The sequence below is a fragment of the Cobetia sp. L2A1 genome, assembly GCF_009796845.1.
Lineage (GTDB): Bacteria > Pseudomonadota > Gammaproteobacteria > Pseudomonadales > Halomonadaceae > Cobetia.
In genome coordinates this window covers 2018808-2038894 of record NZ_CP047025.1, presented here as the reverse complement: position 1 = coordinate 2038894, position 20087 = coordinate 2018808, and the positions used below count along the sequence as shown (strand labels likewise).

Genomic DNA, 20087 nt, shown 5'->3' with positions numbered 1-20087 from the left:
GTATCGCACGGTAAAAACACTACAAGTGCATGTTAGACAAAAGTTACAATATGCTGTTGAAGGCGGCTGTTTGCAGCGACCTGCGCAGCCCCATTGGTGCTACGGCCAAAGCGTTCCGTACAAGACTATCTATTCTCCCTACCCCGTCATCCTGAAAAAAGTGGTCCCTCTGCCATGAGTAATATCGAAAAGCTGCTGGAGCAAAACAAGGCCTGGGCCGAGTCCATGACCGAGCGCGATCCTGAGTTCTTCAAACGTCTATCGAACCAGCAGAATCCGGACTATCTGTGGATTGGCTGCTCGGATTCTCGGGTTCCGGCTAACCAGATCATCGACCTCCCGCCGGGTGAGGTGTTTGTGCACCGTAATGTCGCCAATCTGATTCACTACAACGACATGAATGCACTGTCAGTGATTCAGTACGCCGTTGATGTCCTAAAGGTCGAGCACATCATGATCGTCGGCCATTACGGTTGTGGTGGTGTTCGTGCCGCGATAACTGGCGGTGACAACGGCATGGTGGATTACTGGCTTCACAGTCTGCGCGAACTTTATAACCTGCACTACGCCGAAATCATGGGGCTGCCGTTGGACGACCGTGTTGACCGCATGTGCGAACTGAATGTTCGCTCTCAGGTTCAGAATCTCGCGCGCACCAAGATTCTGCAACGTGCATGGGAGCGCGGTCAGAAGATTCAGGTCCATGGCTGGGTCTATGGTCTCTCTGATGGTCGGGTCAACAACCTCGAGTGCACGATCAGCAATCTCTCTCAGGTACCGCACCTTTACCGGGTTGATCGTCTTGAGCCACTGCCGCTAATTTCCGAGTGAATACGCCTTCGGCGTAGCACTGTGCACGGACGCCTGGTATCCAAGCAATACGTAACGCATAACGCCTCCCTTTTCGGGAGGCGTTATGCGTTACGGCTTTGACAGCAGCTCACAAAGCTAGACTTTGGGATAAGTTTTGGCTTTGCACCACATTGTATCGCTCAGAGGGTGAATCACTCATCAACGCTACCTTTTCAGCCATCCAACGGTATTTGTTCGCAATGATCGATACACCTCGCTCAATGGTCTGAGCGACATTTTTGCGTGTATGGAGGGTGTGTTTTTTCGTTCTCAAGCCCTCAATTTTACTCTCTATCAGCACCTGGATACGCTAATAACCAACTGATATATAATAACTTAATTCCACTACATCGGTATTTTGCATGCATCATGAGCAAACATCGACCACCTACCTACATGCGCCTAAAATAATATTGATATTTCTGATATTACCTCGCCATTTTGCAAAATCTCTCCTTGCCTCTCAACGCACCATACTGAGCAACGTTGCGTTCTTTCAAAGAGGGCTATTCATGACCTGAATCTCGCTACTCAACATTTCGATTGTCTCGTTGCCAAGTGACTCTCTACTGTTAGGGTGCATCTCCTGTCTTCACCCCGCTGCCATCTCATGGCGCGATGAATTCGAAGATAGCCACAAGAACAATCAAACAAAACACGTAAAGGGAAGCTCATGACCTGTCAGAATGCCTTCCAGACCCTCTTCCAAAAGAAGACCCTGTGTGCGCTGATCGGCAGCGCCACTCTGGCCATGACAGCGCCGGCGCTGGCCGAAGATGTCACCCTACGCATGGCCTACGATGCTGATCCGGTCACGCTCGATATTCACGAGCAGCTCTCCGGCGGCATCCTGCAGCTGTCGCATATGGTGTTTGATCCGCTGATTCGCTGGAACAAGGATCTTGGTTTCGATGGACGCCTGGCCAAGAGCTGGGAGCGTGTCGACGACAACACCATGCGCTTCCATCTGCGTGAAGGGGTCAAGTTCCACTCCGGCAATGATTTCACCGCCAATGATGTGGTCTGGACCATCCAGCGCCTGAAGAAAAGCGCGGACTTCAAGGCGATCTTCGCGCCCTTCACCGACGTGAAAGCCGTGGACGACTATACGATCGATCTGATCACTGATCAGCCGTTCCCGCTGGTACTGAACGCTGCGACCTATATCTTCCCGATGGACAGCAAGTTCTATTCTGGTGATGCCGAAGACGGCAAGCCGAAGGACGAGATCGCCAAGGCGGCCAATAGCTTCGCATCACGCAATGAATCCGGTACTGGCCCGTTTGTCGTCACCGATCGTCAGCAAGGGGTCAAGGTCACCTTTGATCGCTTTGCGGATTATTGGGACACCGAATCACCGGGCAACGTCGATGAAATCGTCCTGACGCCGATCAAGGAAAATGCCACGCGTGTTGCCGCCCTACTGTCAGGCGACATGGACTTCATTTCACCGGTACCGCCGACAGATCTGGAACGCATCCGCAATCAGGACGGTGTTCATCTGGTCGAGATGAGCGGTACCCGCATCATCACCTTCCAGATGAACGAAGAGCGCGTCGAAGCCTTCAAGGACAAGCGCGTTCGTCAGGCCGTCAACTATGCCATCAACCAAGAAGGTATCGCCCAGAAGCTGATGAAAGGCTTCGCGACGCCGGCCGCTCAGATGTCGCCTGACGGCTACCAAGGCCACAATCCTGAGCTTAAACCGCGCTATGACGTAGCCAAGGCCAAGGAACTGATGAAGGAAGCCGGCTATGAGGATGGCTTCAAGATCACCATGATGGCGCCGAACAATCGCTACGTGAACGATGCCAAGATCGCACAGGCCGTGGCGTCAATGCTGGCGAAGATCAACATCCAGGTTGATCTCAAGACGCTACCCAAGGCCCAGTACTGGCCGGAATTCGATGCACGTGCAGCCGACATGATGATGCTGGGCTGGCACTCGGATACCGAAGACAGTGCCAACTTCTTTGAATTCCTGACCAACTGCCCCGATGCCGATAGCGGCATGGGCCAGTACAACTCCGGCAACTACTGCAACCCGGAAGTCGACAAGATGGTGGCTGATGCCAATCTGGAAACCGACACCGAGAAGCGGGCCAAGATGCTGCAGGCTGCCGAAAAAGCCATCTATGACGATGCGGCCTTCGTACCGTTGCACTGGCAGAATCTGGCATGGGGTGCACGTGATGGTGTCGATATCGCCCCCATCGTCAATGTGATGGACTTCCCGTATCTGGGTGATCTGGTCATCGAGCAGGACTGATCCCTCACCATTCCCTCACTATTGAAATTGCGATGGGTAAATAGCTCCCGCCTGCCTGGGCGGGAGTTTGTAATGATGTAATCCGGCTCACCTGACGCTACTTCCGTCTGAAGCCAAGCGTACAAGAACGTCCTCCGTAGTCTACCTGCCATCGCCCTTTGGACGATGGGTTGGGGAGCCTTTGCTCTCTACCTGGAACAGCTATCAGGAGGGTCTCCTGACACCCTGCGCGATGTTGTCTGTTGCGCTCTAGATCGTGATGCTCACGAGGAAGGTGGCGATCCATGATTGCCTTTCTGATCAAACGCCTGATGCACGCCGTACTGGTCATGTTCGTGATCAGCATCATCAGCTTCGCCATCCAGGACAATCTGGGTGATCCGCTTCGTGAAATGACCGGCCAGGCCGTGACCGAAGCTCAACGCGACGTGATGCGCGATGAAATGGGCCTCAATGATCCCTTCATCACCCAATATCTGCGTTTTGCCGGTAATGCGCTGCAAGGTGACCTCGGCAACTCCTACTTCTACAAGCAGCCCGCCACCGAGGTGATTCTCAAGCACCTGCCGGCGACGCTGGAACTGGTGATGGCCTCAAGCCTGATCATCATTCTGCTATCGGCACCAATTGGCGTGTTTGCGGCTATCAGACCGCGCAACTGGTTCTCACGCATCTTCATGGGAACCTCGATCATCGGGATATCGGTGCCGGTGTTCCTGACCGCTATTCTGCTGATTCAGGTGTTTGCCATCGGTATCACGGTTGACTGGTTTCCGAGCGATACCGTCTGGGGCGATATCCTGAACGGCATGCTCTCCACCGATGGTGGCATGCCCTCCTACGGCCGTGGCGAGTTGACCCACGTTGCTGGTAGCTGGAACAGCGGTTTCTTCACTGCTGACGGTTTATGGCACTTGGTACTGCCGGCTATCTCACTGGCGTCCATCATGTTGCCGTTGTTCATCCGCTTGATTCGCGCCGAGATGATGGAAGTTCTGCAATCGGACTACATCAAGTTCGCGCGAGCCAAGGGTCTTGGCCTTGGACGCATCTATTTCTTGCACGCACTGAAAAACACCATGCTCCCGGTGATTACCGTCGGCGGTGTGCAGATCGGCACCATGGTGGCCTACACCATTCTGACCGAGACCGTCTTCCAGTGGCCGGGCATGGGGCTGATGTTCCTCGAAGCCATTACGCGTTCTGACATTCCTCTGATCGTGGCCTATCTGATGATGGTCGGTGTGATCTTCGTCGTCACCAATACCCTCGTCGACCTGATTTACGGTCTGGTCAATCCCACCGTCAAGCTTGCGGGGAAACCAGCATGAGCCAGACGAATTCTTCTGTGGCCAGCGCGACAACGCCCAAGACCAACTCCATCGTGGTACCGGGACGCTGGCAGCGCTTGCGTGAGTCCTATCTGATCTACAGCTTCAAGCGTGACTGGATGGCGCAAGCCTGCTTGTTGATCTTCGTGGCCATGGTGCTCGGCGCCTTCCTGGCGCCTCTGATTGCGCCTGCCGATCCTTATGATCTCGCCACGATCGACATCATGAACTCCGAGCTTCCGCCGGTCTGGATGGAGGGAGGGGATTCAGCCTTCCTGTTAGGCACCGACTCTCAGGGCCGTGATCTGCTCTCCACCATCCTCTATGGCACACGTGTCTCCCTGTTGATCGGCTTTGGGGCCGTCATTCTGCAAGCGCTTCTCGGTGTGACCTTTGGCCTGCTGGCAGGCTACATGGGTGGGCGTGTTGATGCCTTCCTGATGCGTATGGCAGATATTCAGCTGTCCTTCTCGACCCTGATGGTCGCCATCGTGGTCGGTGCCATCATCAAGGCGACATTCGGTGGTGCGGTATTCTCGGACTATGCACTGCTGCTGCTGGTACTGATCATCGGGCTGGCAGAGTGGCCACAGTACGCACGTACCGTGCGGGCTTCGGTGCTGGCGGAGAAGAGCAAGGAATACGTGGATGCGGCGCGTGTCATGGGCTTCCGTTCACGCCGCATCATGTTCCGCCACATTCTGCCAAATACCCTGTCCCCGATCTTCGTCATCTCTACCGTCCAGATCGCCAACGCGATCATCTCGGAGGCAGCGCTGTCCTTCCTCGGCCTCGGCATGCCCGAAACCCAGCCATCGCTAGGCTCACTGATCAAGTCCGGCTTCGACTATCTCCAGTCGGGTAGCTGGTGGATCACGCTGATTCCCGGTGGTGTGTTGATCGTGCTGGTATTGGTCATCAACCTGCTGGGCGACTGGCTACGTGATGTCATGAACCCCCGTCTCTACAAGGGCTGAAGCCGAGAGGAACGTTGAAATGGCATTACTTGAAGTCAATAACCTCGATGTCCGCTTCGCCATGCGAGGCGGCGAGGTCTGCGCCCTGCGCGACGTCAGTTTCTCTTTGGAGCGCGGTGAGCGCCTGGGGATCGTGGGGGAGTCCGGTGCCGGCAAATCGGTAGCCGCCTTCACTATCCTCAACCTGATTGCCAAGCCGGGCTATATCGCGGGGGGCGAAATCAAGTTCGATGGCGCGGTACTCAACACCATGAAGCCCAGGGCGTTGCAGTCTATCCGCGGCAATCGGATCTCGATGATCTTCCAGGACCCGATGATGACGCTCAATCCAGTGCTGACCATCGGTGCACAGATGATCGAGTGCCTGAAGGCGCATCGGCGAATTTCCACCAAAGATGCCCGTGGCATTGCACTGCACAAGCTCAATCAAGTGTTCATTCCCTCGCCGGAAAAGCGCCTTGATCAATATCCGCATGAGCTCTCCGGCGGCATGCGTCAGCGCATCATCATCGCGATTGCCCTACTGCTGGACCCTGACATCATTGTCGCCGACGAGCCGACGACTGCACTCGATGTGACGATTCAGGCCGAGATCATGGAGCTGCTGTTGCTGCTGTGCGAAAAGCACAACGTCGGCCTGATTCTGATCACCCATGACTTGGGTGTCGTGAGTCAGGTGACTCAGCGCACCCTGGTCATGTACGCCGGACGTGTAATTGAACAGGGGCCAACGCGTGAGATCATCAATGATGCTCAGCATCCGTACACGCAAGGGTTGATCAATGCCCTACCCCAGATGGCGACACCTGGCAGCCGTCTGAATCAGATTCGTGGTTCCATGCCGACGTTGACCAAGATTCCAAACGGCTGTGCATTCAATCCGCGTTGTGATTTCGCAGCCGAAATCTGCCACACGGAAGTGCCGGCTTTCGTGGCTTCAGGCAACTGCAAGGTCGCTTGCCACATGGTACAAGCGATGGTGAAAGGAGAGTCATGGACACCGATTGTGACCGATAGCTCCCATGTCCCCCGAGTAGAGGTGAACGCATGAGTCAGGCTATTCTCACGCCCGAACAACGCCTCTCCAGCGGGAGCAGTGCGGCACTGGGTGAAACCCTGGTCGAGATTCGTGATCTCGAGAAACGCTTTTCCCTCTCCGGCGACTTCCTGGAGCAGTTGACCTTCGAGAAAGGCCGCCTGCGTCGCAAGCAGGAATATGTGCACGCCATCAATGGCGTCAGCCTCGACGTCAAACGCGGAGAAGCGCTATGTGTCGTCGGGGAGTCCGGCTGCGGTAAATCCACGGTCGCGCGTACCGTCATGGGCCTGCTCAAGCCCAGTGGTGGCGAAGTGCGTTTCGACGGCACTCGCATCGACAACATGGCGCCGCGCGATCTACTGCCGTATCGCCGTCGTATGCAGATGATCTTCCAGAACCCTTACGCCTCGCTGAATCCCCGCATGACCATTCAACAGACGTTGGAAGAACCCTTGCGCTTCCATCAGCCGACGCTCAATGATGGCGAGATTCGCGACAAGATAGCCGACGTGATGCGTTCGGTCGGCATTGATCCGGACTGGGGCAAGCGCTACGCCCATGAGTTTTCTGGTGGTCAGCGTCAACGTATCTCGATCGCGCGCGCGCTGGCGGTTGATCCTGAGTTCATCGTCGCCGACGAGCCGATCTCTGCGTTGGATGTCTCCATTCAGGCGCAGGTGTTGAATCTGATGATGGATGCCCAGGAGCAGCGAGATCTGACGTACCTGTTCATTACTCACGATCTGGCGGTGGTCGAACACTTCGGCACCCGTGTGGCAGTCATGTATCTCGGGACCCTGTGTGAGCTGGCGGATACTCGTTCGTTATTCGCTCGACCACGCCACCCCTACACGCAAGCCCTGATGTCGGCCATCCCGCGCCTGAACGACGATAAGCCTAATCATATTCGTCTCGAAGGTGAGGTGCCGACGCCAGTCAACCTACCTCCCGGCTGTGTCTTTCATGGCCGCTGCCCTCATGCAAATGAGCGCTGCCGTATCGAGATTCCACGCCTGATCGCGAAAGATACCGGCCAGGTGGCCTGTCATGCCGTCGAGGAAGGACGCATCGACTAAAGGCTTGTCCATTATCACAACAGGGAAGACAGGGAATTGCAGTGCATGAGCAGGTTTGCATCTTTAGTCCAGAGTGAGGCAACATCACGGCATATCTGCCCATCTGACTAGGTGGTCAGTTTCAGGTCTGTTCTGAGCTCGCCAAGTGTGCTCGGAACAGACCTGAGTGTTAAAGACCTGCCATATTGCACCTGACAGAAAGCACCCCCCCGTTAGCCCCTGACATCAGGCTTGCGTTATCCACAGAGATAGCCGGCCTGAGATCCTGACCAAGCCTGTCCCCAGGCTTCGAGGCACCTTCTACACATGGAAATTCGCTGGCTGGAAGATTTCATCGTGCTGGCCAAGACCCGCCACTTCTCGCGGGCGGCCGAGGCGCAGAACGTCTCACAGCCCACTTTCTCTCGGCGCATCAAGCTGCTGGAGGAAGACATGGGTACCACCCTGATCAATCGCCAGACTCTGCCGCTCTCGCTGACTCCCTCTGGCGATGAGTTTCTGCGACTGTGCGAACAGATCACTGAACGCGTACGCACCACGCGGGAACGCTTGCAGGCGATGGCACAGCAGCAGGCCAGCAAGATTTCTCTCGCAGCGCCGCAGTCGTTGATCTCGCAGTTTCTGCCACAGTGGCTTGATAACTACCAGCTACGCGAGCAGGTGCTGCCCTACCTGCGCGCTACCGGCTGGTTGGCCGCTGATTACTTCCACGGACTCGATCGTGGTGAATGTGATCTTGCCATGTGCTATTGGCCACAGGCGCGGCTGGATCTTGGTTTCGAGCTCGAGCATTACCGCTACCTGATTCTGGGAGAGGAAACTTTCATCCCGGTCTGCGCGCCTCATGCCGATGGCACGCCGCGATATGCCTTGCCAGGCACACGTCGCTCGCCATTGCCATTTATCAGCCCGCATCCACGTGCCGTGATTGCGACCACGCTGACGGCACATCTAGCGCAGATTCCAGTGCAGGCGCACTTGACTACCATGAACGAGAATATCCAGGCGTCCAACATCAAGGAATTGGTGATGCAAGGCTATGGTATCGGTTGGCTGCCACTGCGCCTTGCCGAGGTTGAAATTGCCAGTGGCCAGCTAGTCCGTGCAGGCGACGCACGCTGGGATGTACCGCTGCATATTCGTCTTTACCGCCCGCGTGAGCCGCGGCACGACAGCGTCAGTGAACTATGGCAACACCTGGAAAACTGTCTTGGTCCGGCATCAATTGAATAAGCTGTCATCCAGCATCATCATTGAGCCTGGTATCACCCGTATTACGCGTTATCACTTCTGTCAGCGGCTTGTCAGCTGTTGATCACGACCCGATGGGAATCTGCATGTCCGATATTTATCTGAACGACCCCGTCCTTACGCACGCCGCAGCACATCGTCGTCATCTGATGGCACTGCAGCAGTGTTATGAGCAGGCCATGCAACAGCATGCACTGGATGCCATCGTGCTTCACAGCGGAAAGCCCAAGCGTCATTTCGCTGATGACCAGGACGCCACCTTCAAATCACATGCGCACTTCCTGCATTGGGTGCCAATGGCCGGATTGAGCGATAGCTGGCTGGTCATACGCCCCGGAGAACGTCCGCTGTTGTACCTATACGCCCCGGATGATTTTTGGCATCTGTCTCCGACCCTGCCAACACCAGAGGCGGCGCCGTGGTCAGAAGCTTTCGAGATCATTCATCTGCGCAAGCCGGCCCTGCCGACACGTCCTGCCGGACGCATTGCGCTACTGGGCGAAATTGCGCTATTGCAGCCGGATGTCAGCGAAGCACTCAAGGCTGACGCCAACCCCGCTGGCCTGCTCCGTCAGCTCGATGAAGGCCGTGTCTGCAAGAGTGAGTTCGAGATAGCGTGTCTTGAAGAAGCCAGTCTGCGCGCCGCACAGGGGCATTTAGCTGCGCGTCGTCGTTTCATGGACGGGGGGGCCGAACTGGATATTCAGCTCGCCTATCTTGGTGCATCGCGTCAGCGTGAATCCGACGTGCCCTATGGCAACATCGTCGGCTTGAATGAACATGCTGCGGTTCTGCACTATCAGCACTACGCGCTTCAAGCACCGGCAACTCGTCATAGTTTGTTGGTCGATGCTGGAGCCAGCGTGCATGGCTACGCCTCTGACATCACGCGCAGCTGGGCGGGAGATGATGCTCTACCGATCTATCGTGCACTTATCGAGGGCGTCGATGCACTACAGAAGCGTCTGATCACAAGGCTTGCACCGGGTCTTGATTACGTTGCACTGCATCTCGAGATGCATCGTGAGCTGGGCGAGCTGCTACGCACCTTGGGTGTGGTGTCACTGCCTGCGGAAGCACAGGTGGAACAGGGCATCACTGCTGCCTTCTGTCCGCATGGATTAGGGCATCTCCTCGGCCTTCAGGTGCATGATGTCGCCGGTCGTATTCCTGATTTCATCAATGGCGATGTTCGTAACCCGCCTGTGGGCCACCCGATGCTGCGTCTGACACGTGAGCTTCAGGAGGGCATGGCCATCACCATCGAGCCGGGCTGCTACATCATCCCGATGCTGCTGGAACCGTTACGCAATGATGCGCGGGGCCAGGCGATTGACTGGTCGCTGGTTGAGGCGCTTGCCCCACATGGTGGCGTTCGCATCGAGGATAATCTGGTCATTACCGCAGATGGGGCCCATAACCTGACACGTGTACCAGCGACAGGCCTTTAATCACAGGTTCAGCTTTGCGCCGCAATCCACCCTCTAAAAGCTGCCTCGGTCATGTACCGTCGGCAGCTTTTTTATCACCTCGTGTCAGGTATCAGCATGCTGCACTGCAACTAGCGGCCGACGATGGATGATGAAATGATGCTGACTGCTGACAGTTGGTCGATATTGCATACAAGTGCAGGTCGTTGTGTTCGCTCAATAGCCCTGCCTCCGGAGCCATTGCCATGCCACATTCCATCTTCACGTCAGAATTTCGTCCTGCCTTCGGCTTCGGCAATCGTCATGTGCAGACATTGTTGCCACGACTTCTGCTCTGCGCGCCGCTGGCACGCCAAACCGAAATCCTGAATCTACCGGATGGTGATTTTGTCGAGTTGGCCTGGGTGATCAGCGATGGTCACACCAAGCACGAGCGACAGACACCGTTGCTCGACGATGCGCCACTGTTTGTCCTGTTTCATGGGCTTGAAGGTAATCTGGAATCGCCTTATGCGCGGGATGTACTCAACGCGGCAGCTAAGCTGGGCTGGCGACCGGTGATGATGCACTTCCGTGGTTGTGGCCAGTCCCCTAACCGTTTGCCCCGCGCTTATCATAGTGGCGACACGGCAGATGCATACTGGGTGCTAGGTGAACTCGGTAGGCGTTACCCACATGCCATCAAGGTCGCCTGTGGCGTGTCTCTAGGCGCCAACATGCTATTGAAGCTGGTCGCGGAACAAGGCGGCGATGGCCTGGATCTGGCTGGTGCGATTGCGATCAGTGCACCGCTGGATCTCGCGGCGAGCGCAGATGTGCTCAATCAGGGATTTTCGCAGATCTATCAGCGTCATCTGCTCAAGGGAATGAAGGCCAAGGTGGCTGCCAAACTCGCCAATGGTCCCTTGCCGATTTCCATCGGTGCCCATCAATTGACCCAACTCAACAGCTTCTGGGCCTATGACAATGAAGTCACCGCCCCGCTGCATGGCTTCTCTTCAGCCAGTGATTACTATTCACGCTCATCTGCCGGTCGCCTGCTGAGTGATATTGAGTTGCCCACCTTGGTTTTGCAGTCACTGGATGATCCCTTCATGCCACGTGATCTGTTCTCTCGTTTCAGTCAGCCGTCTGAAGCTGTGCGAATTGAGCTTAGCGAGCATGGCGGACATGTTGGCTTTATCGAATGGCGTCGAGGTCGTCTTTCTTCCTGGTTAGCACGCCGAGTCGCACGCCAGCTAGAGGATTGGAGTGGTCTGCCCAAGCCGCAAGTGGTGCTTGAAACACAGAGTGAAGCACAGTGATGACGTGATATTCATCGAGAGGCTACCTGATATTTCTGTTGGCTGGAGGTATGGGTAGCCTCTTCACACCACGTCTAACAATGGTTTTCATAACGCTAATGCCATTAAAAATGGTAACGGTATAAATTACGAGGCAAGATAAGTCACTGCCGCAATCTACGAGGGGTGATAAACTTCGCGCCCGATCCAACCGCTAAAGATTTGATAATGAACCTGATTTTTCGTCTAGTGCTCGGTATCGTTGTTGGCATTATGCTGGGTCAGTGGGCACCTGATTCACTGATCCGCGCCCTACTCACCTTCAAGGTGCTGTTCGGTGAGCTATTGGAATACTCCATTCCGCTGATCATCCTGTTCTTCATCATGAGCGGGATCGCCCGCCTTGAGCGGTCGTCCGGTCGCCTGCTGGCGCTCACTATCGCATTGGCCTATGCCTCTACTACGCTCGCAGGACTCATGTCGGCGATTGTAGGACTCGAACTGGTTCCGCACATTGTGCATCACGGGCAGCTACCTGCCAGTCAAGCCGTCGTGCTATTCCCGTACTTCACCTTGGATATTCCACCGCTGACGGATATCAGTACTGCGCTGGTAACGGCATTCTTGTTCGGCATTGGCATTTCTGCGACCGCACATGAGGGGATGCGCAACCTGGCAGACGGCGGACGCGATATCGTCGAGCGTTTCATTGCCAAGGCGCTCATCCCTGCTCTACCGTTTTACATCGCAGGACTGTTCTGTGAGATGACCATTGCCGGTACAGTCGCCAATACCCTGAAAAGCTTCGGAATGATTTTGGTGTTGGCGCTGGCACTGCACTGGTTATGGCTGACATTTCTGTATGTCGCCAGCGGCATGAGTACAGGACGTGCGCCTATGCAGGCATTGCGCCATATGTTGCCCGCCTACTTCACGGCAGCAGGCACCATGTCATCCGCCGCCACGATCCCGGTCACCGTACGCCAGTGCCGCATGAACCATATATCCCCCTCAGTGGCGAGCTTTGCGATACCACTGCTGGCCACCATCCACATGTGTGGCAGTGCCATCACACTCACCATCTGCGCGATTGGCGTCATGCTCGTGATGCCCGCACTGCCCGCCCCTGACTTGATGACGCTACTCCCCTTCATTGCAGCACTGGGCGTCACCATCATTGCCGCGCCCGGTTCTCCTGGAGGCGCTGCCATGACGTCAGTCGGTATCTTGCAGAGCGTGTTGGGCTTTGATGTAGCTGCCGTCGGTCTGATGATGGCGCTTTATCTCGCACAAGACAGTTTCGGGACGGCCTGCAACGTGACTGGCGATGGTGCCCTGGTGCAGTGGATCGATCGCTTCTCGGAAGCCGAGCAGGACCGTCAACGCTACCAGTCCCGAGATGAGTGACGTCGTGCCACTGTAGCATGCGCTGACGCACCCTTGAGTTGCGTCTTTAGGCGCTTATCTCATCCCTGCGCCATCTCTATCATGGGCACCATGGTAGTCACCGTGACTGTTACGGCATTGAATACCTTCATTCGAACCAAGCTTCAGTGCAAAAGGTGACGTGATCATGTCAAAACTGGCTCCCTCTGAATCAGCACCTGGTGAAGGGCTGAGCAATACTCTCGTGGTGCTATTTGCCTTTTGCTGTGGTGCCATTGTTGCCAACGTCTATTACTCCCAGCCGATCATCAACATGATTGCGGGAGATATTGGCTTGTCCGAGAATGGCGCCAGCCTTATCGTCGCTCTCACGCAAGGTGGCTATGCATTGGGACTATTGTTCCTGGTACCGCTAGCTGACTTGGTAGAAAACCGCCGCCTGCTGATCACCACCATTGTGGTGTCAGGCGCCAGCCTGGTGATGGCAGGCTTGTCCGATGCACCCTCTGCCTTCCTGCTGTGGTCTTTGATGATTGGTGTCAGTTCCGTCTCGGTACAGATCATGATCCCGCTGGCGGCACATCTCTCGCCTGAAAGCTCACGCGGGCGAGTCGTCGGCAATATCATGAGTGGGTTGCTGCTGGGGATACTGCTGGCCCGTCCTGTCTCCAGTCTGGTGGCAGACCACTTTGGCTGGAGAGCGATCTTCTTTATCGGCGCCGCCGTCATGCTGGTAGTGCTCATCGCCGTGATCCGCGTCGTTCCGACACGCAAGCCGGACCATGCATCCAGTTACCAGGCATTGCTGCTCACGCTGGTACACCTTCTGCGCGACCAGCCAGTGCTTCGTCGTCGCTCGCTCTATCAGGCGTTGATGTTTGCCGCTTTCAGCATCTATTGGAGCGCGGTGCCGCTTGAATTGGTCACCCAGCATGGATGGTCACAGACCCAGGTGGCATTATTTGCGCTGGTCGGCGCTACCGGAGCCATTGCAGCGCCCATCAGTGGCCGATTGGCAGATGCCGGTTACACCTCCATCGCGACTCTATGTGCACTGATATTGGCCAGCCTGAGTTTTGCCAGTGGCCTCATGCCCGCCAGCATGCAAATTGTGGGACTAGGCCTGACCGGTGTACTGCTCGACTTCGCAGTGCAGACCAACATGGTATTGGGGCAGCGCGCCATCTATGCACTCGACCCCGCCAGTCGCGGACGCCTGAATGCCATCTACATGACAAGCCTTTTCATCGGCGGAGCCATCGGATCAGCACTGACTAGCGTGATATATCACCACTCAGGCTGGAATGGCATCATGCTGATTGGTGCAACTCTCCCGTTGATCGCATTACTTTGGATGGGCTATGCGCGCCTGACGCAAGGTGGTCGGCCATCAACAGAGACAACGTCTGATCAGGCGTGATGCAGTCAGTGACAAGGCACTCAAGCACAAGCCAGGCGTAGTGAATCGTTCATCATGAAAAGGCCTCATGAAACCCGCGAGGAGCGCGGATTGCATGAGGCCTTTTCGTTTCAGTCACGTACTGAATATTGCATCATTGTGGCAAAATCACCTTAGCCAATCGGGCAACTGATGCCGGTACCTTTCAAGCCACAGTATCCGCCCGGGTTCTTGGCAAGGTACTGCTGATGGTATTCCTCTGCGTAGTAGAACTCCGTCAGCGGGGCGACCTCAGTGGTAATACGCCCCAGACCTGAGATGTTCAGTGCCTGCTGATAGTCTGCAAGGCTCTTTTCGACGATGTCACGTTGCGCATCATTCACGTAGTAGATCGCGCTGCGGTACTGATTGCCGATGTCATTGCCCTGCCGCATGCCCTGAGTCGGGTCATGGGCTTCAAAACTGGCGCGCAGGATTTCAGGCAGCCCGATCACGGTCGGATCAAACACGACACGTACCGCTTCGGTATGTCCTGTCTTGCCCGTACAGGTCTCTTCATAACTGGGATTCGGGGTCGTACCACCGGCATAGCCGACGGCAGTCGCCACCACACCCGGGAGCTGCCAGAAGAGACGTTCAGCCCCCCAGAAACACCCCAGCCCCAGGATGATCTCCTCACATCCCTCCTGGAACGGCGGTACAATCGAGCGACCAGTGACGTGATGGATACCCTTGATCGTTACCGCTTCACTGCGTCCCGGCAGGGCATCCTGCGCTGAGGGAATGGTCTGTTTATCTTCTGTCATCCACATGGCGGACTCTCTCCTGTGTCGCGTCGTGCAATCGTGTATAGGCTATTTGATGTCATCTTCACTTTCCAAGACCTGCCCCTGTCAGTTCGCGACACCCCATGCTTGCCGTTATCGCGACTGTTGCCAGCCTGTCCATGACGACATCGCAAGTGCCGCAACACCTGAAATGCTGATGCGTGCACGTTTCAGCGCCTTCTGCATGGGTCTGACCGATTTCCTGATCGCCAGCTGGGACAGCACTACCTGTCCTGCCCGAGAAAGCCTCGCGGCCCCCGGGCCTCACTGGGTAGCGCTTGAGGTTATCGAGAGCGAACATGATGTCGATACCGGCATGGTACGCTTTCATGCGACCTTCTTCGAGCAGGGAAACTTTCAACAATTGCAGGAACTTAGTCGTTTTCGACATGACGGTCATCACTGGCGCTATATCGATGGTGAGGCTAGATGGCTCGCGCTCGATATTGGTCGCAACAGCCCATGCCCCTGTCGAAGTGGCAAGAAAGCCAAACGCTGCTGCGCGATCCACTGAGCTGGCCTGCCGCAGTCAATCGTCTCCACTCAAGTCGACTTTATTCATGGGGCATGACGCCATGAATAAAGCCTCCGCAACCAGGTTGCGAAGGCTTCAGGCAGTACACGTTCATGTCAATCAGGGGGTGATCCCGAGTGGGATCATCCCCTTCAAGGCCAACCTCATCTATCCCTGCCCGGCTGAGGCGCCAGCTCACTGCGGCCCACACTGAAGGTATACAGCAGGTCGAGTGCTTGCGCCGTTCCTGATACCGCCTCGGCATAGAGGTTGCGATACAGCTTGTAGCGCAGCGTGAGTTCCGCGATCGGGGTGAATAGCCCGACGCCATAGCTCAGCTCGAGATCCTTGGCGAGGTGCCCACTGACCACGACCTGACTATCATCTCCGCTACCCGTGCTATCAAGACTCAGATCACTTACCCCGAAGGTTTCACCGATCTTCCCGACTACCTTGCCGCTCTTGGCCAGCGACAGGCCAACCAGCGCAGAGGTCACGGCATCATCACTGCTACTGTCGCCATCAAGACCTTCACCGCGTAGCAGGTAACTCAGCGCTTCGGACTCTTCCATGTCCGGATCGGAGAAGATCTCGACACTCGGAGAAGAGGCAAGTCCCGTCACACGAACCCCGGCAGTCACATCATCTTCGGTGTTATCAGGATCACGAATGGCCTCGATATTCAGGCGCGGGCTGGCAGGTGGCCCTGCCAGTAACACCTGACCGGTACTGATCTGCAGATCCTGACCGAAGCTCTTGTAGGTACCGTCCACCAGGTTGACCTCACCGAACACCTGGACACTGCCCTTGGACTGACGTACCTCCAGATCACCCTTGAGCTTGGTCTCCAGGCCCATGGCAGCCAGCTTGGCATCAGGGCCGATATGCACCCCGACCTTGATGTCCAGTGCCATGCCAGCGTCGTTGAGTGCCTGAGCCGTATCACTGCCATCGGCGTATTCCGCTGGATTTTCCGTCTGGGAATCATCACTCTGCTCGATGATGACCGTATCGCTTGAGGGCGAGACGGCCGATGCCGGCGTCTGCTCTATCTCGATACGTGTCCACGGGATCTTGACGTCACCGCGCAGCTTGAGAAGCTTGGGATTGGCATTGACCTGCAGGTCCGGTGCGATACGCATGCGTCCGATACCCGCGATACTGAGTTCAAGCGGGTTCTTGGCGCCATCCAGGTTGATGGCAGCAGTCCAGTCATCCAGCGTCGGCCAGGCTGCCTTGCCGTCCAGCTCCCAGCGCGCATCATTCCCGACGAGATATCCATCGATGGCGGCGCTGTCACCGGCAAAGTCGACCCGGAATTCAGCATCAGACAGCGATACCGGCAAGCCATCACCCTCAACCTGCACTCCCGTCAACGCAATCGGGCCCGTCAGTGTCGGCAGGCTGAGATCACCTGCGATCTTCACGTCTCCGGCAAGCTTGCCTTCCAGGGTCGTCATGCCCGCCACCAGCGGACGATAGGGCGACAGATCGATATCGCGAATGTTCAGGTTGCCATCCAGCTGAGCATTCCCGGCCGGATCATCAATCGCGACCGTCAGTCCAAGGCCGCCCGCGCTGTCGAGCAAGATCTGTGTATCGAGGGTGGCTTTCTCGGGTGTGGCATCCAATGCCAGCTGCAAGGTGGTTTCCGGCAATGACCAATCATTGCCATCGGCATCCTGCCCCGCCAGCGTCAGCTTGCCAGCCAATTCCGCATTGGCATTCCAACGCTTGCCGCCTTGCGTCCAGCTGGCGGTGACCTTGCCGCCAGTCGCACCACCGATCACCCAGCCGTCCGGCAGTGCACTCTGCGCGAGATCCAACGGCACGCCTTCCAATGTCACGACAGCCTTGCCGGCATCGCCAGCGGTGAGCGGTTCTGCCACGCACAACTGACCACCCTGTTCGCGACTCAGACAGAACGGCTGAACCTGTACGCTGCCCTTGGCGAGATCGGCGTCGAAGACCGCAGGGGTATCGAAGGAAAGATTGCCGTAGGCCGTGTCAGCGGTCAGAGGCGATAGCGTTCCGCGATAACGGTCATGCGCCTTGTTGAGCCCTCCCTTGAGTGTCAGCCCGAAGCGCGACAATGCGCCAGTCATCTCGGTCTCCAGATTCAAGGTGTGGTCACTCAGGAAGCCACCCAGCGTCAAGGCCACCGTGGCGATCTGCTGTCCGCCAGCGCGAACGTCATCTGCATTGAGCGCCACGTTCAGTGCGGGGTCATCGACTCCTCGCTTGCGCGCATCGATGTCTGCCGACAACGCAAGATCGGAGATGCGATTCTCACCGACACGCAGACGCCGGGCGGTGAAATTGCTGGTCATCTGCGGCTTGTCCAGCGTGCCACTGGCCTCTAACTGCCCCTTGAGCTCACCGGCCACGCCGGGTGCCAGCGTATCCAGTGCCGGGAAGTTCAGATTCGCCGCCAGCTTGATGGTCTCGGCGATCCGGCCATTGGCGGTCAGACGATTGTCCCCCTGGCGCAATTCGAGCGAATTGACGTTCCAGTGCATGTTGGAGTCACCGGACAACTTGCCATTGAGCTTGAAGGCACGCTCCAGCAGAGTGCCATTGATGTCCAGCTTGCTGACATCCACCGTCCAGGCACCTGAGGCCGGCTGATTGAAGCTGGCGGTGAGGCCACCGCTGAGCTCACCACGTACGGCCTTCTGGCCGCCATCGGCAGGTGCAGGCAACAGGTCTTCCGGATGCAGCTTGTCCAGTACGAGTTGCACCGCGACCTGAATGCCATCCTTCCAGTGAATCTCGCCTTTCGTCGTGGCAGAGCCCCGCTTGAGCGCCACCTTCAATGGCTGCCAGCGGTAATGTTCGAGATCACCATCACCGATGAGAGACAGGGTCGCGCGAGGAATGTCACGCCCCTGGATGATGGCATCCAGAGAGGTGGTATAACCCTTGAGCGAGCCCTTGGCCGTCAGAGCCAGATTCTCGATCAGATAATCAGGAGTGAAGGTGGCTTTGCTTGTGGCGGCCTTGGACGTGTTGGCGCTATCAGCACTGGCGTTACCGGAAGCCGACGCAGCACTTGCCTTGGTTGTCGTCGCTGTCTTGGAAGCTTCCGTTGACGTGGCAGCCGCTTGTGCCACTGGCGTAGACGGTGCAAATGGCCAGGTGATGCGCTTGGACGTCAGCTTGACATCAAAAGGCACCTCAGAGGACAGCACATCGGCCTTGGCCTCCAACTGAGCTGCCAGCGGGCCAGCAGCGGTCAGATTGGCTTCAAGCGCCGCCAGTGAGCCACCGAGCGTCAGGGAGACGGTTTCATTGCGTACCGGATCGATCAGTGCTTCGGCGTTCAATGTCGCAGACAATGGATAGTCACCACTCAGCGTCACATTGGCGACCAGATCGGCATTGACGTCGCGTGAATCGATCTCAAGCTTGGAGAGTGTCACCTCATGGCCTTCGAGATGGACGGCCAGACCCAGCTTGCTGACTTCATAGGGGCTCGGCCCTTCAAGCCTGAAGTCTTCAATCGCCAGATCAGGCACATCAATGGTCAGCGGTATGTACACCTCAGGCAGTGCGATGCGTGAAGGTGTGTCATCAGCCGAGGTAGTCGCTTCCTTGGTCGCTTCCTTCTCCGAGCCTGACTCCACTGACTGAGCTGAGGACGCTTCAGCATCACCAGCAGCATAGGGTGCCATCACGGACAGAGAGGCGAGCTGAGCCTCGCTTGTCACACTGATACCGTCAATCGGTTCAGAAGATGAATCAGAAGTGCCATCGCTCTGCGAGAACCGACTGGACACCAGGCGTGTTTCACCCAGCGTCAGGGTGCTCGAGACCAATGAGGCAGAGGTGTGGAAATGCGCAAAGGTCAATTGGCTGCCATCCGCCAGCGACAGCGCGAAGTCATCAAGGGCGATGTTGCGCACTTCCACCGGGAACGGCACCACGATGGGGACATTGACTGAATCGCTGGTGTCCTCTTCCTCGGGTTCCGCAGTAGTACCTGTGTCACTGAGAGCGACATCGAGCCCAGTGGCGTCAAGCGTCTCCAGACACAGCTTACCCTCCAGCAAGCAATCATCACTCCATGCCAGGTTGAGTGAGTCCGCCTTGAGCGCAAGCCCGGGCAGCGTGAGGGAAAAGTCCTGGAGCGTCAGCGCCTCTAAGGGAGAGCCACTGGCACTGGAGTAATCAATGAAGCCACGTGAACGCGCCTGATCCAATGCAAGCCCCGTCCCCCAGGGAGACAAGACTCCCCCGACCAGCAACATCACCAGGCCGATCAGGAAGACCAGCAGCCATATCAACAAGCGCACCAGCCAACCGACTCGGCGTATATAGGGATTAGACAAATCACGCATCTCCGTATCGTTATCAGCACGTCGTGATCAGTACTGACAGTCCTTTATTCGTCTCGGGATTCTCGCCGCCGATCATTGATGACGCACAATGATGGCGATGACGAATCCTGACA

At 56.6% G+C, this 20087-nt stretch carries 14 protein-coding genes; 12 read left to right on the top strand and 2 right to left on the bottom strand.

Annotated features, from left to right (window positions below; translation table 11 throughout):
- Positions 1-174: 174 nt before the first annotated feature.
- The 11 genes from can to GQR90_RS08815 all read left to right on the top strand — a co-directional run bounded on the left by can (position 175) and on the right by GQR90_RS08815 (position 14314).
- Positions 175-831: a carbonate dehydratase gene (gene can / locus GQR90_RS08865; RefSeq protein WP_158773786.1), complete on the top strand. Its 657-nt coding sequence runs from the start codon at positions 175-177 to the stop codon at positions 829-831.
- Between the two features lie 694 nt (positions 832-1525).
- The gene (locus GQR90_RS08860; RefSeq protein ID WP_158773785.1) at positions 1526-3121 is read left to right on the top strand and encodes an ABC transporter substrate-binding protein; all 1596 of its coding nucleotides are present in this window, start codon (positions 1526-1528) and stop codon (positions 3119-3121) included.
- A 284-nt stretch (positions 3122-3405) separates the two neighbouring features.
- Positions 3406-4452 (top strand): ABC transporter permease, encoded by a 1047-nt coding sequence (locus GQR90_RS08855; RefSeq protein ID WP_158773784.1) that lies wholly within the window; start codon positions 3406-3408, stop codon positions 4450-4452.
- Entirely contained in the window at positions 4449-5429 is a 981-nt protein-coding gene (locus tag GQR90_RS08850; protein ID WP_158773783.1) for an ABC transporter permease, read from the top strand. Before GQR90_RS08855 ends, GQR90_RS08850 begins: the two co-directional genes overlap by 4 nt.
- A gap of 19 nt (positions 5430-5448) precedes the next feature.
- Positions 5449-6480 carry an ABC transporter ATP-binding protein gene (locus GQR90_RS08845; protein WP_158773782.1) on the top strand — a complete coding sequence of 344 codons (1032 nt, stop codon included), beginning with the start codon at positions 5449-5451 and terminating at the stop codon, positions 6478-6480.
- On the top strand, positions 6477-7544 hold the full coding sequence (locus GQR90_RS08840; RefSeq protein ID WP_199269508.1) for an ABC transporter ATP-binding protein: 1068 nt from the start codon (positions 6477-6479) through the stop codon (positions 7542-7544). The genes GQR90_RS08845 and GQR90_RS08840 overlap by 4 nt, the downstream gene beginning before the upstream one ends.
- A 306-nt stretch (positions 7545-7850) precedes the next feature.
- The gene (locus GQR90_RS08835; RefSeq protein ID WP_158773781.1) at positions 7851-8777 is read left to right on the top strand and encodes a LysR family transcriptional regulator; all 927 of its coding nucleotides are present in this window, start codon (positions 7851-7853) and stop codon (positions 8775-8777) included.
- A gap of 104 nt (positions 8778-8881) precedes the next feature.
- On the top strand, positions 8882-10246 hold the full coding sequence (pepQ, locus tag GQR90_RS08830) for a Xaa-Pro dipeptidase (RefSeq protein ID WP_158773780.1): 1365 nt from the start codon (positions 8882-8884) through the stop codon (positions 10244-10246).
- Positions 10247-10470: 224 nt separating this feature from the next.
- The gene (locus tag GQR90_RS08825; protein ID WP_158773779.1) at positions 10471-11529 is read left to right on the top strand and encodes a hydrolase; all 1059 of its coding nucleotides are present in this window, start codon (positions 10471-10473) and stop codon (positions 11527-11529) included.
- Between the two features lie 207 nt (positions 11530-11736).
- On the top strand, positions 11737-12915 hold the full coding sequence (locus GQR90_RS08820) for a dicarboxylate/amino acid:cation symporter (protein WP_158773778.1): 1179 nt from the start codon (positions 11737-11739) through the stop codon (positions 12913-12915).
- A 166-nt stretch (positions 12916-13081) separates the two neighbouring features.
- Positions 13082-14314 (top strand): MFS transporter, encoded by a 1233-nt coding sequence (locus tag GQR90_RS08815; RefSeq protein ID WP_158773777.1) that lies wholly within the window; start codon positions 13082-13084, stop codon positions 14312-14314.
- Positions 14315-14466: 152 nt separating this feature from the next.
- Here the strand turns inward: GQR90_RS08815 and msrA are convergent, their stop codons facing one another.
- Positions 14467-15105: a peptide-methionine (S)-S-oxide reductase MsrA gene (msrA, locus tag GQR90_RS08810; protein WP_199269507.1), complete on the bottom strand. Its 639-nt coding sequence runs from the start codon at positions 15103-15105 to the stop codon at positions 14467-14469.
- Between the two features lie 49 nt (positions 15106-15154).
- Between msrA and GQR90_RS08805 the strand changes: the two genes are divergently transcribed.
- On the top strand, positions 15155-15634 hold the full coding sequence (locus GQR90_RS08805; RefSeq protein WP_158773776.1) for a YchJ family protein: 480 nt from the start codon (positions 15155-15157) through the stop codon (positions 15632-15634).
- A 164-nt stretch (positions 15635-15798) separates the two neighbouring features.
- On the opposite strand, the gene tamB is transcribed toward GQR90_RS08805, so the two are convergent.
- The gene (gene tamB / locus GQR90_RS08800) at positions 15799-19974 is read right to left on the bottom strand and encodes an autotransporter assembly complex protein TamB (protein WP_158773775.1); all 4176 of its coding nucleotides are present in this window, start codon (positions 19972-19974) and stop codon (positions 15799-15801) included.
- Positions 19975-20087: the final 113 nt, after the last annotated feature.

Excerpts from the sequence above, each read along its gene's own strand:
- can (WP_158773786.1), top strand. The coding sequence starts at position 175 with ATGAGTAATATCGAAAAGCTGCTGGAGCAAAACAAGGCCTGGGCCGAG.
- GQR90_RS08860 (WP_158773785.1), top strand. The coding sequence starts at position 1,526 with ATGACCTGTCAGAATGCCTTCCAGACCCTCTTCCAAAAGAAGACCCTG.
- GQR90_RS08855 (WP_158773784.1), top strand. The coding sequence starts at position 3,406 with ATGATTGCCTTTCTGATCAAACGCCTGATGCACGCCGTACTGGTCATG.
- GQR90_RS08850 (WP_158773783.1), top strand. The coding sequence starts at position 4,449 with ATGAGCCAGACGAATTCTTCTGTGGCCAGCGCGACAACGCCCAAGACC.
- GQR90_RS08845 (WP_158773782.1), top strand. The coding sequence starts at position 5,449 with ATGGCATTACTTGAAGTCAATAACCTCGATGTCCGCTTCGCCATGCGA.
- GQR90_RS08840 (WP_199269508.1), top strand. The coding sequence starts at position 6,477 with ATGAGTCAGGCTATTCTCACGCCCGAACAACGCCTCTCCAGCGGGAGC.
- GQR90_RS08835 (WP_158773781.1), top strand. The coding sequence starts at position 7,851 with ATGGAAATTCGCTGGCTGGAAGATTTCATCGTGCTGGCCAAGACCCGC.
- pepQ (WP_158773780.1), top strand. The coding sequence starts at position 8,882 with ATGTCCGATATTTATCTGAACGACCCCGTCCTTACGCACGCCGCAGCA.
- GQR90_RS08825 (WP_158773779.1), top strand. The coding sequence starts at position 10,471 with ATGCCACATTCCATCTTCACGTCAGAATTTCGTCCTGCCTTCGGCTTC.
- GQR90_RS08820 (WP_158773778.1), top strand. The coding sequence starts at position 11,737 with ATGAACCTGATTTTTCGTCTAGTGCTCGGTATCGTTGTTGGCATTATG.
- GQR90_RS08815 (WP_158773777.1), top strand. The coding sequence starts at position 13,082 with ATGTCAAAACTGGCTCCCTCTGAATCAGCACCTGGTGAAGGGCTGAGC.
- msrA (WP_199269507.1), bottom strand. The coding sequence starts at position 15,105 with ATGTGGATGACAGAAGATAAACAGACCATTCCCTCAGCGCAGGATGCC.
- GQR90_RS08805 (WP_158773776.1), top strand. The coding sequence starts at position 15,155 with ATGTCATCTTCACTTTCCAAGACCTGCCCCTGTCAGTTCGCGACACCC.
- tamB (WP_158773775.1), bottom strand. The coding sequence starts at position 19,974 with ATGCGTGATTTGTCTAATCCCTATATACGCCGAGTCGGTTGGCTGGTG.